Annotated in this window: 16 protein-coding genes, 1 other RNA gene and 1 pseudogene; 14 read left to right on the forward strand and 4 right to left on the reverse strand. The window is 57.0% G+C overall.

Translation table 11 applies throughout. From position 1 onward, the window contains the following. Nucleotides 1-6: 6 nt before the first annotated feature. Nucleotides 7-921, reverse strand: coding sequence for a lytic transglycosylase domain-containing protein (locus PSQ90_RS11460; RefSeq protein WP_282210437.1), 915 nt, complete (start codon nucleotides 919-921; stop codon nucleotides 7-9). 129 nt (nucleotides 922-1,050) lie between these two features. Here PSQ90_RS11460 and ssrS point away from each other — a divergent pair. The 4 genes from ssrS (at nucleotide 1,051) to PSQ90_RS11480 (ending at nucleotide 3,462) form a co-directional block, all read left to right on the forward strand. Then, nucleotides 1,051-1,209, forward strand: a non-coding RNA gene (gene ssrS / locus PSQ90_RS11465) — 6S RNA. A 27-nt stretch (nucleotides 1,210-1,236) separates the two neighbouring features. After that, a complete protein-coding gene (locus tag PSQ90_RS11470; RefSeq protein ID WP_282210438.1) occupies nucleotides 1,237-1,824 on the forward strand; it encodes a 5-formyltetrahydrofolate cyclo-ligase in 588 nt (195 codons plus the stop codon). Beyond that, the gene (locus PSQ90_RS11475; protein WP_282210439.1) at nucleotides 1,821-2,636 is read left to right on the forward strand and encodes a TIGR00282 family metallophosphoesterase; all 816 of its coding nucleotides are present in this window, start codon (nucleotides 1,821-1,823) and stop codon (nucleotides 2,634-2,636) included. Before PSQ90_RS11470 ends, PSQ90_RS11475 begins: the two co-directional genes overlap by 4 nt. A 79-nt stretch (nucleotides 2,637-2,715) precedes the next feature. Beyond that, entirely contained in the window at nucleotides 2,716-3,462 is a 747-nt protein-coding gene (locus PSQ90_RS11480) for a YebC/PmpR family DNA-binding transcriptional regulator (protein ID WP_282210440.1), read from the forward strand. Between the two features lie 73 nt (nucleotides 3,463-3,535). Here the strand turns inward: PSQ90_RS11480 and PSQ90_RS11485 are convergent, their stop codons facing one another. After that, nucleotides 3,536-4,327 (reverse strand): GGDEF domain-containing protein, encoded by a 792-nt coding sequence (locus PSQ90_RS11485; protein ID WP_282210441.1) that lies wholly within the window; start codon nucleotides 4,325-4,327, stop codon nucleotides 3,536-3,538. A 74-nt stretch (nucleotides 4,328-4,401) separates the two neighbouring features. Beyond that, the gene (locus PSQ90_RS11490) at nucleotides 4,402-5,154 is read right to left on the reverse strand and encodes a GGDEF domain-containing protein (protein ID WP_282210442.1); all 753 of its coding nucleotides are present in this window, start codon (nucleotides 5,152-5,154) and stop codon (nucleotides 4,402-4,404) included. Between the two features lie 162 nt (nucleotides 5,155-5,316). Between PSQ90_RS11490 and ruvC the strand changes: the two genes are divergently transcribed. The 5 genes and pseudogenes from ruvC (at nucleotide 5,317) to PSQ90_RS11515 (ending at nucleotide 8,461) form a co-directional block, all read left to right on the forward strand. Beyond that, a complete protein-coding gene (gene ruvC, locus PSQ90_RS11495) occupies nucleotides 5,317-5,823 on the forward strand; it encodes a crossover junction endodeoxyribonuclease RuvC (RefSeq protein WP_282210443.1) in 507 nt (168 codons plus the stop codon). Beyond that, nucleotides 5,820-6,436: pseudogene (gene ruvA / locus PSQ90_RS11500) on the forward strand (Holliday junction branch migration protein RuvA). The gene ruvC and the pseudogene ruvA overlap by 4 nt, the downstream one beginning before the upstream one ends. Next, nucleotides 6,433-7,470: a Holliday junction branch migration DNA helicase RuvB gene (ruvB, locus tag PSQ90_RS11505; protein ID WP_282210444.1), complete on the forward strand. Its 1,038-nt coding sequence runs from the start codon at nucleotides 6,433-6,435 to the stop codon at nucleotides 7,468-7,470. The pseudogene ruvA and the gene ruvB overlap by 4 nt, the downstream one beginning before the upstream one ends. Further along, the gene (locus tag PSQ90_RS11510; protein ID WP_282210445.1) at nucleotides 7,467-8,045 is read left to right on the forward strand and encodes a rhomboid family intramembrane serine protease; all 579 of its coding nucleotides are present in this window, start codon (nucleotides 7,467-7,469) and stop codon (nucleotides 8,043-8,045) included. Before ruvB ends, PSQ90_RS11510 begins: the two co-directional genes overlap by 4 nt. Before the next feature lie 5 nt (nucleotides 8,046-8,050). Then, entirely contained in the window at nucleotides 8,051-8,461 is a 411-nt protein-coding gene (locus PSQ90_RS11515; RefSeq protein WP_282210446.1) for a YbgC/FadM family acyl-CoA thioesterase, read from the forward strand. Nucleotides 8,462-8,507: 46 nt separating this feature from the next. Here PSQ90_RS11515 and PSQ90_RS11520 read toward each other — a convergent pair whose 3' ends face one another. Beyond that, complete coding sequence (locus tag PSQ90_RS11520) at nucleotides 8,508-8,951, reverse strand: CHRD domain-containing protein (protein WP_282210447.1); 444 nt, start codon at nucleotides 8,949-8,951, stop codon at nucleotides 8,508-8,510. A gap of 281 nt (nucleotides 8,952-9,232) precedes the next feature. On the opposite strand from PSQ90_RS11520, the gene tolQ reads away from it, so the two are divergent. From tolQ to pal, 5 genes are all read left to right on the forward strand, one after another. Beyond that, the gene (gene tolQ / locus PSQ90_RS11525) at nucleotides 9,233-9,934 is read left to right on the forward strand and encodes a protein TolQ (RefSeq protein WP_282213046.1); all 702 of its coding nucleotides are present in this window, start codon (nucleotides 9,233-9,235) and stop codon (nucleotides 9,932-9,934) included. Nucleotides 9,935-9,936: 2 nt separating this feature from the next. After that, a complete protein-coding gene (tolR, locus tag PSQ90_RS11530; protein WP_282210448.1) occupies nucleotides 9,937-10,386 on the forward strand; it encodes a protein TolR in 450 nt (149 codons plus the stop codon). Between the two features lie 7 nt (nucleotides 10,387-10,393). Continuing rightward, nucleotides 10,394-11,560 (forward strand): hypothetical protein, encoded by a 1,167-nt coding sequence (locus PSQ90_RS11535; RefSeq protein ID WP_282210449.1) that lies wholly within the window; start codon nucleotides 10,394-10,396, stop codon nucleotides 11,558-11,560. Between the two features lie 43 nt (nucleotides 11,561-11,603). Beyond that, nucleotides 11,604-12,911, forward strand: coding sequence for a Tol-Pal system beta propeller repeat protein TolB (gene tolB, locus PSQ90_RS11540; protein WP_407648215.1), 1,308 nt, complete (start codon nucleotides 11,604-11,606; stop codon nucleotides 12,909-12,911). A 192-nt stretch (nucleotides 12,912-13,103) separates the two neighbouring features. Continuing rightward, nucleotides 13,104-13,589 carry a peptidoglycan-associated lipoprotein Pal gene (pal, locus tag PSQ90_RS11545; RefSeq protein WP_282210451.1) on the forward strand — a complete coding sequence of 162 codons (486 nt, stop codon included), beginning with the start codon at nucleotides 13,104-13,106 and terminating at the stop codon, nucleotides 13,587-13,589. The last annotated feature ends 17 nt before the right edge of the window (nucleotides 13,590-13,606 follow it).

Consider the following 13,606-nt stretch of genomic DNA (forward strand, 5'->3'; position numbering starts at 1 on the left):
CGGATATCAACGGCCGTTCTTCTGAACGATGCAATTGCCGCCTGAACTCATGAGTCTGGCGCACAGTTCTTGGGCTTCGGCGCGCGTTTGTTTTCCTACCATGGCGGAATAGCGGGTGCGCCGACCAAAACTGGGATTGCGTACGGAGATCAACAACATGGGTTCGTTGCCGAGAACTTTGGCGTGGGCGCGCTTGGTGCGGGTAAAACGGTCTGATGCGAGTTTGCGGGAGAAGTTCTGTGCTAGGAGAACGCCCCATGGTTGCCAGCGGGCCGAGTCTGGGGATAGTTCGATCAGCGGCGCGGCCTTGGCCATTTCAATGCAGGATTGGTTGAACCGCTCGGTGGGATGCAGCGCAAAATTCACCGGTGCTGGCTGCTTATCAAACCAATAGTCGACTGATTGCCCGGTGATGATAAAGACATATTGGCGCGTCTCTGCGGGTACGTGGCCGACGGCGGTAACGGCGCGCGTGATGCGGTTTTCGCCGGCATTGTAGGCGGCAGCTGCGAGGCCAAGGTTCCCGAATTTTTGATTCAGTTCTGCCAGATATTGCGCTGAAATTGCCAATGATTCTGCGGGATCAAAAGTGTTGTGCAAGCGGCGGATACGCGCTGTTCCCGGCATGAACTGAGCGATTCCCTCTGCTCCGGCCGGGCTGACGGCACTGGGGTCAAAACGGCTCTCCTGCCAGATCAACCGTGCCAGAAAGGCGTTGGGCAATTGCCAGTGATCGGCAAGTGCAGCAATTAAGGCGCAGACATCGGCGGTGTAATTGGCTTGGCCAATACAAAGCTTGTCGCCGTTAACGTTCGAACAAAAGCTCCCTGGTGCCCCAATGGGTTCCGCGGCGATTAAGGGCGCCGATAGCAGGGCCAGAAAAAACGACGGAACAATCAGCCAAATGGAGAGGTGGCGCATCGAAAAAATCCATTGTGGGCGTCGTGAGCTTACGGGTCGTGTGGATTTGGAGCAAGCATCACGGTTTGCGATGTTTGGATGATTTACTCTGAATGTGGCTTTGCAGTGCGCTACAGACGCACTATATGGGGGGAGCTGCCCGGTGCGTGATGGATAACTATATCCTTGGGGCCTTATCGATCTTAAGGGAGCTGTCCCTGACCGAGCTCCTGGGCTTGGATATACGGCGCCCACCTACGTAAAGTAGGTTCCCAGGATCGCATATCCCACGGCCAGGGCGGCACCTTATCTGGAGCGAATGGACCAACGGCCGGCATGGTTGACGCAATGATCGAAGAAGCCAAGGCGGCACTGAGGCTTGAGGCGCACGCCAAGCGCGCTGCGCTTGGTGCCAATCGGCGGGCCGAAGCGGCCAAAGCTGTGTCCGATCATTTTTTTGAATCCATCAAATTGACCCCTGGCGATATCGTGGCGGGCTATTGGCGTATTCGCGACGAGTTGGACTGTCAGGCAATATTGATCCGACTGATGGACAGCTTTCAGCCAGTTGTGCTGCCGGTAGTGATGGGACCGGATGAGCCGCTGGAGCTCCGGGTCTGGGAGCAGGGCGCAGCGCTTTATCCAGCCGGATTTGGTACGTTGGCACCCGCCGAGTTGGCACCCAGGGCCGAGCCTGACATCGTTTTGGTGCCGCTATTGGGTTTTGACGCCAAAGGCACTCGCCTTGGCTATGGCGGCGGTTATTACGATCGCACTTTAGTGCAGCTCAAGAAGCGCCCACAGCTTGTTGGACTGGCCTTTTCTGCTCAGGAGGTGGATGAAATCCCCCGAGAAAATCATGATGTGCCGCTTGATGCGGTGGTAACGGAAGTCGGCGTTCGCCAGTTTGGCAACGGCGCATGAAGTTGTTGTTTCTGGGTGATGTGGTGGGCCGGAGCGGCCGCGATGCCGTTGCCGAAAAACTGCCATCAATCGTTGCCGAATATGGCTTTGATTTCGTTGTGGTCAATGGCGAGAATGCCAGCCACGGCAGGGGGTTGACCGAACCTCACTTCAATGGCATTCGCAATGCTGGCGCTGATGCTGTGACACTCGGCGATCATGCGTTCGATCAGCGTGAAACGGTCAGCTATATTGACCGCGAAACAACGCTCCTGCGACCAATCAATATGGCTTCGGGCACCCCGGGGCGCGGCGCAATGCTGGTTGAGGGGCGCAATGGTCACCGGGTTTTGGTGATCAATGCTCTGGGGCGGGTATTTTTGCAGCCGATCGACGATCCATTTCGGGCCGTGGAGGCGGCGATCGCTGCCTGTCCATTGGCGGAGCAGGCCGATGCGATCATAGTTGATTTTCATACCGAAGCGACCTCGGAAATTCAGGCTATGGGCGTGTTTCTCGATGGCCGGGCGAGTTTGGTGGTAGGTACCCACACTCACATTCCAACCGCTGATCATCGCATTCTGAAGGGCGGGACGGCGCTTATGGCGGATGCTGGCATGTGCGGCGATTTCGACTCAATCATCGGTGTCGATGCCGAAGAGCCACTGCACCGGTTTCTGACTGGTATGCAGAAGGGGCGGTTTACGCCAGCAGAAGGCGAAGCGAGCCTTTGCGGAGTTGCGGTTGAGACCGATCCGCGGAGCGGGCTGGCCACAAAAGTGCTGCCGGTACGCATCGGTGGCACCCTCGCTCAGGCACTGCCCACGTTCTAAGAACGCACCGGCATCTTTATTTTTTGGACTTTGGGCCCTATAAGCGGGCCAAATTTGTTGACCGACATCGGGGGATCGAATGGCTGGCCATTCACATGCCAAGAATATCATGCACCGCAAAGGCAAGAGCGATGCCGTGCGTTCCAAAGTATTTTCAAAGCTCGCCCGTGAAATCACCGTGGCCGCAAAAATGGGTATGCCCGATCCAGCGTTCAATTCGCGCCTGCGTCTTGCCATTACCAATGCGCGTGCTCAGTCCATGCCCAAGGATAATATTGATCGAGCCGTCAAAAAGGCCTCGGGTAGCGATGGCGAGAATTATGAAGAAATTCGCTATGAGGGTTACGGCCCCGGTGGCGTTGCCATCATTGTTGAGGCGCTGACTGACAATCGCAATCGTACGGCCTCCAACGTGCGCTCCTACTTTTCCAAGAACGGTGGCGCGATGGGGGAAACCAATTCGGTTGGTTTCATGTTCGACAAGATTGGTGAGATCGCCTATCCGGTGGGCGCGGGCAGCGCTGACGAAATTATGGAAGCCGCTATTGAAGCGGGCGCCGATGATGTCGAGAGCAATGAGGATGGCCATTGGATTTATACATCCTTTGAAGCCATGGTTGATGTTGCAGCGGCGCTTGAAAAAAGTCTCGGTGAAGCAGAATCTGTCAAGGCGATCTGGCGCCCGCAAAACGATACGCCCATTGACGCCGATAAAGGGGCGACGCTTCTAAAACTAATCGCCATGCTCGAAGAAGATGACGACGTGCAGAACGTCTATTCAAACTTCGACATGAGTGATGAGGACATGGCAAAGCTCGAAGCCTGATTTGCACGGCAGATTATTATATTGGTGCTGCCCAAAAGGGGTGGCGCTATTTTTTTTGCTCATACCGATGCGGTCAACCCAAGTGCGCGTCAATTGCATCTGGTGTTGTCTCGGTGTCGTCCGCCTGTATGAGATTGATGCAGTTGCGACCGTCGTTTTTTGCAGCATAAAGGTGATAGTCGGCGAGACTGAACAGGCGGGCAAAGTTGGTTGGCGTGTCGAAGGCCACCCCACCAATGCTGATCGAGAGCTGGTGCGGGACGGTGGTGGGGGTAAAAACTGCAAGATTGACGGCGCGCCGAATCCGTTCAGCCATAACGGCAGCATCGGCGAGAGCGGTTTCGGGAAGATAGACGGCGAACTCCTCTCCACCCATGCGCCCGATGATGTCTTGCCTGCGCAAGATGGTGCGGATTGAACGCACAATGATGCGTAGCGCCTGATCACCAGCCTCGTGGCCATATCGATCGTTGATGGTCTTGAAATTATCGGCGTCAATCATCAAAAATGAGCCGGTCGCCATCTCCATGCCAGTGCCAGCCAGAAGGTCCTCTACGCGGTCTGCGAAGGCGCCCCGGTTTAGGCATTCGGTCAGGCTGTCGGTGCGGGCTAAATCGCCCAACCGGGAATTGGCCAAGGCCAAACTGCGCCATCGCCAGCCGATGATGAAAAATAGCGGCGCGCCTATGAGTAGTGGTGCCACCAGAGCGCTGATCAAGGAGCGTTGCAGGGTTCGTTGTCCTAGATCACCGAAAGCCAGGGCGTTGAAGAGCAAGGAAACCAACAGGCTCGCGACAGTGGCCAAAATGGTCAAACGGATAACTGAGGACCAGGTTTTTGGGGATGCGAGCGCAATATTGATCACAGTTGGCTCCATGACGGTTTGGCTGCCAGTCGCAGCTGCAACCGGCATTGGAAGTGGACGATAATGACGTCGGTTCAGGCGGCCCGGGCGATAGCCACACAGTCGCGGCCGCGGTTTTTGGCGGCATAGAGCCGCTGATCCGCGAGGCGATACAGATTGTCGAAGTCGCCGGTTTGCATAAAACAGGCGCCGCCGATGCTAACCGAAAGCTGATATGGTTGTCCATTTGGTCTAAAGCTCAGGCCTGCAATTGCGCCTCGAATGCGCTCGGCTATTCTGTCGACGGTCGCGGGATTGGCGTTATCGAGATAAATGCAAAATTCTTCTCCACCAACCCGACCAACAAGGTCGCTACCGCGGACGGAAGCCCGGATTGTCTGGGCGAACAGGCGCAATGCCTCGTCGCCCTGATTATGACCGAAGCGATCGTTGATGGATTTGAAGCCGTCGGCGTCAAGGAGCAACAGCGCGCCGCCATCGGGCCCGACCAGAGATTTGGCGAGGCGATGAGTCGTTTGGGCTGTAAAGGTGCCGCGATTGAGGCAACCGGTCAGCCAGTCAGTGGTGGCAGCCAGATCCAGCAATTTGTTCAGGGCACGAAGCTGCTCGTTTTTCAGCGACATGAAAAACAACATCGGCGTGCCCAATATTAAAGGCATGATGATGGCGACCAAGGTGCCCTGCAAATTGATCCCTTGCGAGAATGTTTCCATCAACAGCTTCGTGGCGAGAACCGAAAACAGCACCGAAAATACGCTAATCAACGCGGTTATGCGCAAGACCCTGACCCAGGACTGGCGGGATAGCCGTTGCTTGTGTTGGTGCATGGAGTGCGTTCCCTGTTCGGTGGCATAACTTAGGAGCGCGGTCTAAACAAGTGATTGACGGGCAACTGACAATTGCTTCTTCAACCGGTTTTCCACCGGCATTGTTTCTGGTTTGTTCACATAGTATTTGTTAGGTTGGCCGCGGACGGTTAAAGGTGGGGCATGACGGACACAGTACGAATCATGGGGATTGATCCTGGTCTGCGCCGCTGCGGCTGGGGTGTGATCGAAACCAGGGGTAATCGGTTGAGCTTTGTTGCCTGTGGGACATTGACGCCGCCGACCGATATTGCGCTAGCCGATCGCCTGGTGCATCTGTTCAAAGAGATCACAGCGCTGGTGGATGAATATCAACCTGACGAGGCGGCTGTCGAGGAGACTTTTGTTAGCAAGGGCGCCCAGTCTGCGCTGTTGCTTGGGCAGGCGCGAGGCATTGCACTGATGACGCCCGCTGCGCGTGGCGTGCCAGTTTCTGAGTATGCGGCCAATCTGATCAAGAAATCGGTCGTGGGGACGGGCCATGCGGAAAAAGATCAGGTGGCCGCGATGATCCGGATATTATTGCCAACCGCGCGCTTCAAAGGAGCGGACGCTGCTGATGCTCTGGCCATTGGCATTTGTCATGCTCACCATCGGCTGGCAGCAATGCGACTCAGGGCCAGCGCATGATCGGCAAGCTCAAGGGTAATATCGACAGTTTTGATGATGATAGCGTTCTGATTGACGTGCAGGAGTCTGCTATCAGGCGTTTTGTTCTTCGCGAACGCTTCAGGGAATGCCTCGGGTCGGTGAGGCGGCGGTGCTGTTTATCGAGATGATGGTGCGCGAGGATATGATCCGGCTCTACGGATTCGGCAGCGCTGGCGAAAAGGCATGGTTTGAATTGCTGACGTCGGTGCAAGGCGTTGGCGCGCGCGTGGCACTGGCAATTCTGTCGGCATTGTCGCCGGCAGAAATTTCGAGTGCCATTGCTTTGCAGGACAAGGCCATGGTTGGCCGGGCCAATGGAGTGGGGTCCAAATTGGCTGTGCGCATCATTACCGAACTCAAGGGCAAGGTTCCCGCTGGCGGGGCGGTGGACGCCGGGGTGCTGGGTCTGCAAAGTGCGTTGGGCGAAGGGGTGGCAAATGGACCCGTTGCTGACGCGGTCTCGGCACTGACCAATCTGGGCTATTCGAGTGCACAGGCTTCGGCAGCCGTGGCGCGGGTGATGGCCAGAGAGGGCGCCGACACGCCGACCGAAAAAATGATCCGGTTAGGTCTGCGGGAGTTGAGTAGTTGACTGATTTGACCTCTGCGGAGGCGGGGCGCGATGAACCGCTCGATGTGGCACTGCGCCCTTCGGGTTTCTCCGAATTCATTGGCCAGGCGGCGGCTAGGGCCAATCTGGAAGTTTTTATCGAGGCGGCCAAGCGACGGGGTGCGGCGCTCGATCATGTTCTGTTTGTAGGCCCGCCGGGCCTCGGCAAGACGACGTTGGCGCAGATCATTTCGCGTGAACTGGGTGTCGGGTTTCGCGCAACCTCAGGGCCGGTTATTGCAAAGGCCGGTGATCTGGCGGCCTTGCTGACTAATCTTGAGGACCGCGATGTTCTGTTCATTGACGAGATTCATCGGCTGAACCCGGCGATTGAGGAAGTTCTCTACCCCGCGATGGAGGATTTTCAGCTTGATCTGATCATCGGGGAAGGGCCTTCGGCGCGGTCTGTGCGGATTGATCTGGCGCGATTTACTCTGGTTGGGGCGACGACGCGAGCCGGGTTGCTGACCACACCTTTGCGCGACCGGTTCGGGATTCCTGTCCGGCTCAATTTTTATACCCCGGAGGAATTGGTGCAGATCGTGACGCGCGGGGCGCGGTTGATGGGCACGACCATGGCCATGGATGGGGCGATGGAAATTGCCCGCCGGTCGCGCGGAACACCGCGTATTGCCGGACGACTATTGCGCAGGGTCACCGATTTCGCGCTGGTGGATGGGGTCAAGGAAATTACCCGTTCGGTGGCAGATAAGGCTTTGCTGCGGTTGGACGTCGATGAGCGCGGGCTTGATCAGCTTGATAGGCGTTATCTGACCACAATCGCAGAATTTTATGGTGGCGGTCCGGTCGGCATCGAAACTATTGCGGCGGCGCTGTCAGAGCCGCGCGATGCGCTGGAGGAAATTGTCGAACCCTATCTGATCCAACAAGGTTTTGTGCAGCGTACACCGCGGGGACGGATGCTGACCGGCGCGGCGTTCCAGCACATCGGGCTTATCGTCCCGCAGGGATTTGTCGGGTTGCAGGCCAACCTATTTGAAGAGCCAGAGGAATGAGGCGTCCGGGCATATTTCCATGGATGACGTTGGGCACGTTCGCCGCGACGGCAGTGTTTGCCGCGCTGCAATATGCGGTACCGGAACTCGCTCCTGCCTTTCAGCGCGAACCAAGCATGTTGAGCGAGGGCGAAATATGGCGGTTCATTACGGCCTTACTGGTACAGGTCGATGGATTGGGCCAGATCGCCTTGAACCTGGTCGCCCTGATGGTGGCCGGATTATACGTTGAGCGACACTATTCTCGGTTCTTGTGGGCGCTTGCCTATGTAGGTGGCGGGTTGATTGGGGAAACTGCCGGAATATTTTGGGAACCGGTCGGCGGCGGAAATTCAGTTGCTGTACTCGGACTGGTCGGCCTTGGTCTGGTTCATCTTTGGCGCGCAGCATCGCCAATGCCCGCGCGCCGGTTTTGGCCAATTATTGGATCGATGCTGGCGGTGTGGTTGACCGCCATTCACAATATTCACGGTCCGTCGTTGTTATTCGGCTTGATCCTGGGTGCAGGCCAGTACAGGCGCACCGCTCAGGACAAAGGTTCGAATGATAGATTTTCGTCGCGCCACGGAGGCTAAACGGCATGGCCGATTCGGCAACTTATAGTTTTCCGGTGCGCGTCTACTATGAAGACACCGACTTTTCGGGGAATGTTTATCACGCCGCCTATCTGAAGTTTTTTGAACGCGGGCGGACAGAGTTCTTGCGCGACGTTGGTATTCACCATTTTGAGTTGGCGGTACAAGGCCTGGCGTTTGCAGTGTGCTCCATGCAAATCGAATTTCTGCGCACCGCCCACATCGATGACTTGTTGACAGTAACTACTGAGGTGAACGCGATTACCGGCGCTCGTCTGGTGTTGAGGCAACAGATTTTGCGCGCGGATACAGTCCTGACTGAGGCAGAGGTTGTTGTTGCCTCGATCCGAATGAGCGGGGGCGTCGCTCGAATGCCCAAGCAACTGCTTGCTCTTCTAAGAAGCGACAAACCATAAAAAGGGACCACCAGGTGGCCCCTCATTGAAATGATATTTGACTGCGCTACATGGCGCTGGCTGGCTTGACCTGCCCACGAAGTTCACCGCCCTGGTTGGCTGCGGTGTGGATGTTGAAATACCATTTTCCGTCCTGAAGTTGGCTTACCTGATCTTCGGTCAGGGTTGCTTCGCCTTTGATTGGACTGGCAAGATCACCTTCGACCGGGACGACCGGGTCGGCATTTTCACCTTCAGCGGCCGGGCCGTGGAAGTGCGCGGCAGTCGCGTCCCCAGTCAGCCCCTCATAGCTCGCGGTCCATGTAAATTTCATCGTGTCGGTATCGTATGTGGCTTCAAGTTTGCCCGAGCCAGTGGCGTCGTTTGGCGGCACTTCGGCCTGGCCCGAAAGGTCGGCACTCATATTGAGCACCTCGGCAAAGGCAGGTGTTGCGGCAAACATCAAGCTGGCTGCGGTGACTGTGGCAATGGTTGCGGATCTGATTGTCATTTGGGTTTCTCCCGAGTTGCCAGCGAACTGGCTGGCAGGCAACAAACGAGGGGCGTCGGCAGGAGTTCCTTCACAAGTTGTTTGATCGACCCGGACGTGAGCCTTTGTTAACCAATCCTTGACCATAATTGCGGCAAAGGGACAAATGCTGGAGCTCTGCACCGCCAACAACCGGATTTCTGGGCAATTTCTCTTAAATTTGACAAATTTCGACCTCATCGCAACTGCGTAAGGGGTCGGTCACTATGGACCGGGCCAAAAAGGATCACTTCATGGAAGCCATGGATGCTGTAGGAGCTGTTGCTCCACACGTCGACTTTTCAATCTGGGGCTTGTTCTGGTCGGCAGACTGGGTGGTCAAGTGCGTCATGTTGGGGCTGCTGGGTGCCTCGATCTGGTGCTGGGCCATCATTATCGACAAGACGCTTCACTACCGACGTGCGGCCAGCGAGATGAACCGCTTTGAGAGGCAGTTCTGGTCTGGACAATCGCTGGAAGAGTTGTACCAGGCGCAGTCTGAGCGCGTCTCGGGTGGTCTGGGCGCCGTATTTGTTGCAGCGATGAAGGAATGGAAGCGCAGTCATGAACAAAACGCTTCGTCCTACGTGGGTATGCAGCAACGGCTCGATAAGGTGCTCGACGTCGCCATTGCGCGTGAGAGCGAAAACCTTGAGAAGCGCCTGACGTTTTTGGCGACCGTTGGTTCAGCTGGCCCATTCATCGGGCTGTTCGGCACCGTATGGGGGATCATGAATGCGTTTACGGCGATTGCTGCTTCATCAAGCACCAATCTTGCGGTTGTGGCCGCGCCTATCGCTGAAGCACTATTTGCTACAGCCATCGGGCTGGTTGCTGCTATTCCGGCGGTTATTGCCTACAATAAGCTATCATCTGATGCGGGCAAGATGATTGGACGGCTTGAAGGTTTTGCCGATGAATTTTCGACGATCTTAAGCCGCCAACTCGAAGCTCGGGGTAAATAATCATGGGCATGGGTGCAGCGGGAGGCCGTCGCGGGGGCGGAAGGCGCAGTAGGCGCGGTCGGCACGGCGGTGTGATGAGCGAGATCAACGTGACGCCGCTTGTGGACGTGATGCTGGTGCTGCTAATTGTTTTCATGGTGGCAGCGCCGATGATGACGGCGGGCGTCCCTATTGATCTGCCACAATCGGCGGCCAAGGACATCAATAGCGAAACTCAGCCCATCACAGTTTCAGTAACACCCGACGGTGCGATTTTTGTCGGCGAGAAACAAGTTGCGGAAGACGATCTGGTATCCACGTTGAACACGCAATCAGCGAACGGCACTGAATCGCGGATATTCCTGCGCGGCGATACCACAGCCAATTATGGCTCGGTGATGAAGGTCATGGGTCTGTTGTCGGCGGCCGGCTATTCCAAGATCGGGTTGATCACGGAACAGGCTTCGAGGTAGGCCGAGCATGCGCACCGGCCTGGCTGCATCGGCATTTGCCCATATCGCCTTGTTGACCATCGGCTTGATCAGCCTGGGGGCCAGCAAGCTTGACCCGGTGGTCGTTGATTCCATTTCGGTGGACCTTGTATCCATCTCTGATGTTTCCAACATCCGCGCCGGTTCACTTGAGAGCGAAATTGTTAACACCGACACCCCCTCGACAGTCACGGATGACAAACCGGCAGATCTAGCGCAGCCGACAGGGAATACGGAAAAAGATCAGGTTCAACCAACGCCCGCCGATACGCCGACTCCTGCACCCGTAACCAAGACGGCGCCAGCACCAGCGACGCGACCTGAACCGACTCCCGAGCCTGACCCCGAGCCTGCCCCGGCACCCGAACCGGCGCCTGCGCCAGAGCCAGGGCCCGTGCCTACGCTGCCAGAACCGGCGCCCACACCGGAGCCTACGCCAGAACCCGCGCCCGCACCGGAGCCAGCACCGGAACCTGAGCCGGTATTGGCGAGCGAGCAAAACGCACCGGCCGCCGTTGCGCCGGTGCCGGTTTCGCGTCCCATATCGCTTGATCAAAAGCGGGCTGACTATAAAAAGCAGCAGGCGGCGGCGGTTGCCGAGGCCAAGAAGCGAGCCGAAGAAGAGGCCAGGAAACTGGCGGAAGTCAAAGCTGCCGAAGAGAAAAAGGTGGCAGTGGCCGCCGCAGCGGAAAAAGCAAAACAGGAACGCGAGGCAACCACACAGTTGGATGCATCGTTGGCTGATGATATTTCGGCCATTATCAACAGGGATAATTCAACAGGCGCCACCACCGGGCAAGGTGGAGATCCTACGCTGGGCAAGCAATCTGGCCGGTCTGCGACATTGACACGATCTGAATTGGATGGATTGTCCGCTGCGATGAAACAATGCTTCTTCCCACCGGTCGGGGCCGCCGACGAAGGAGCGTCGGCAGTTGTCGAAGTAAAATTTACGCCCAATGGTATGGTACAGGGTCAACCGAGGATTATATCGGTGACCGGCCCCATCATGGGTGCCGCAACCGGGAGTGCTGCCGTGCGCGCTGTGCTTCGGTGCGGCGAAAATGGGTACACCATGCTGCCGCCCGAAAAGTACGAGGGCGATGCGGGCTGGAACACAGTACGCGTCAACTTTGACGCCAGAGAACAATCGTGATTGCCCGGCGCAATGACACCGAAAACCGATGGATGAAACGATGATGTTATTCAACCGCCGTACTGCATTGAAGCTTGGATTGGCAACCGGGGCGACGCTTGCCGCGAGCCGCGCTGCGTCGGCGCTGGTCGAGGTCAATGTGAGCGGTGGAAATTTTCAGCCGCTGCCCATCGCCATTCCCGATTTTGCTTCATCGGACCCGGCGTTCGGGCAGGAAATTGCTGGTATCGTGCGCAACAATCTGCAGCGGAGCGGGTTATTTTTGCCGCTCGATCCGGCCTCGCTCCCCATTCAAGTCGGTGACGTTGCGGCAACGCCGGACTTTAATAGCTGGCGCCAGATCAATGTTGACGCGCTGGTGATGGGACAGGTGGAGCGCGGCGGGCAGATCCAGTCCTCGGTGCGGGTCTGGGATACCCAACAGGCAGCCCAGGTTGTTGGCAAGCAATATAGTACTGACCCCAATAGTTCGCGTCGCGTCGCGCACATTATATCCGACGCGATTTATGAATCGTTGGCTGGCGGTTCGGGTTATTTTGATACGCGTGTGGTTTATGTGTCCGAGAGCGGCCCCAAGGCCAACCGGGTAAAACGGCTGGCGATCATGGATCAGGATGGGGCCAATTCCCAATATCTGACCGAAGGGCGTACGCTGGCTTTGACGCCGCGTTTTTCGCCGAACAATGATCTGGTCACCTATATGAATTTTGACGACGGCAATCCGCAGGTCTATCTGCTGCAATTGTCGACCGGGCAGCAACGGCGGCTGGGTTCGTTCGGTGCGATGACATTTGCGCCCCGGTTCTCGCCCGATGGGGGACGGATCGCGTTCTCGGTCGAGGCCAGTGGGGCGACCAATATCTATTCAATCGCGGTGGCCGGTGGCCAACCAACTCAGCTGACTAGCGGCGGGGCCATTGACACTGGACCAAGCTATTCGCCTGACGGCAGTCGCATCATCTTTGAAAGTGATCGCGGCGGCTCACCCCAACTGTACATGATGGCCGCAGGCGGCGGACAAGCGCAACGGATCAGTTTTGGTGAGGGGAGTTATTCAACGCCCGTTTGGGCGCCCAAGGGCGATCTAATCGCCTTTACCCGGCAATCAGGTGGGCAGTTCAGCATTGGAATCATGAACCCGGACGGATCTGGGGAGCGACTGCTTTACACCAGCTTTCATGCCGAGGGGCCGAGTTGGGCACCCAATGGGCGGGTAATCATGTTCTTCCAGGATCCGGGCGGCAATGATGGTCCGCGCCTCAAATCTGTGGATATCTGGGGCCGGAATGTACTCACGATCCCGACGGAAACCTTTGCCTCAGATCCTGCATGGTCAGGTTTGCGGGCGTAAAGGCTTGAGGTTCTTAACCTTATTGCATTGGCGCGGTAGGCGCGTGGCGGAATTGCAACAGTGGGGAAGTGCCTTGATTTCTGCCACATTCACGCCGGAATAGGTATTGATTAACCACGCTGAAAAACCCGCTCTTAATATTAGCACGGTAAATGTGGTGCTTAAGAAATTCGTCTTCAGGAGCTAAACCGGATGCCTACGCTAGCCCCCATCAATCTTGGCCTTCGCGCACTTGCGATGGTTGTCCTACTCGTCGCAGTCGCGGCGTGTTCGCGCACCCCGGCCACCGGTGTGGGCAATCTTGGTCCGGGCGGCGGCGCGCCCGGTAGTCAGCAGGAATTTCTGGTCTCCGTCGGCGACCGGGTATTTTTTGAAACTGATTCGTCTTCCTTGACCTCGACGGCAACGGCGACGCTGGACAAGCAGGCAGCATGGCTCAACCAGTATGGCAACTATCGCATTCTGATCGAGGGCCATGCCGACGAACGCGGTACGCGCGAATATAACATTGCCCTTGGCGCCCGCCGTGCTTCGGTTGTGGTCAATTATCTTGTGTCGCGTGGCGTCAGCGCCCAGCGCATCACCTCGAAATCGTTCGGCAAGGAACGACCCGTGGCTATCTGTAACGACATCTCCTGTTGGAGCCAGAACCGTCGTGCGGTGACCGTGGTACAATAACCTGGAAGGCCCAAGAG

It is taken from the genome of Devosia rhodophyticola, assembly GCF_028816475.1.
GTDB classification, from domain to species: domain Bacteria; phylum Pseudomonadota; class Alphaproteobacteria; order Rhizobiales; family Devosiaceae; genus Devosia; species Devosia rhodophyticola.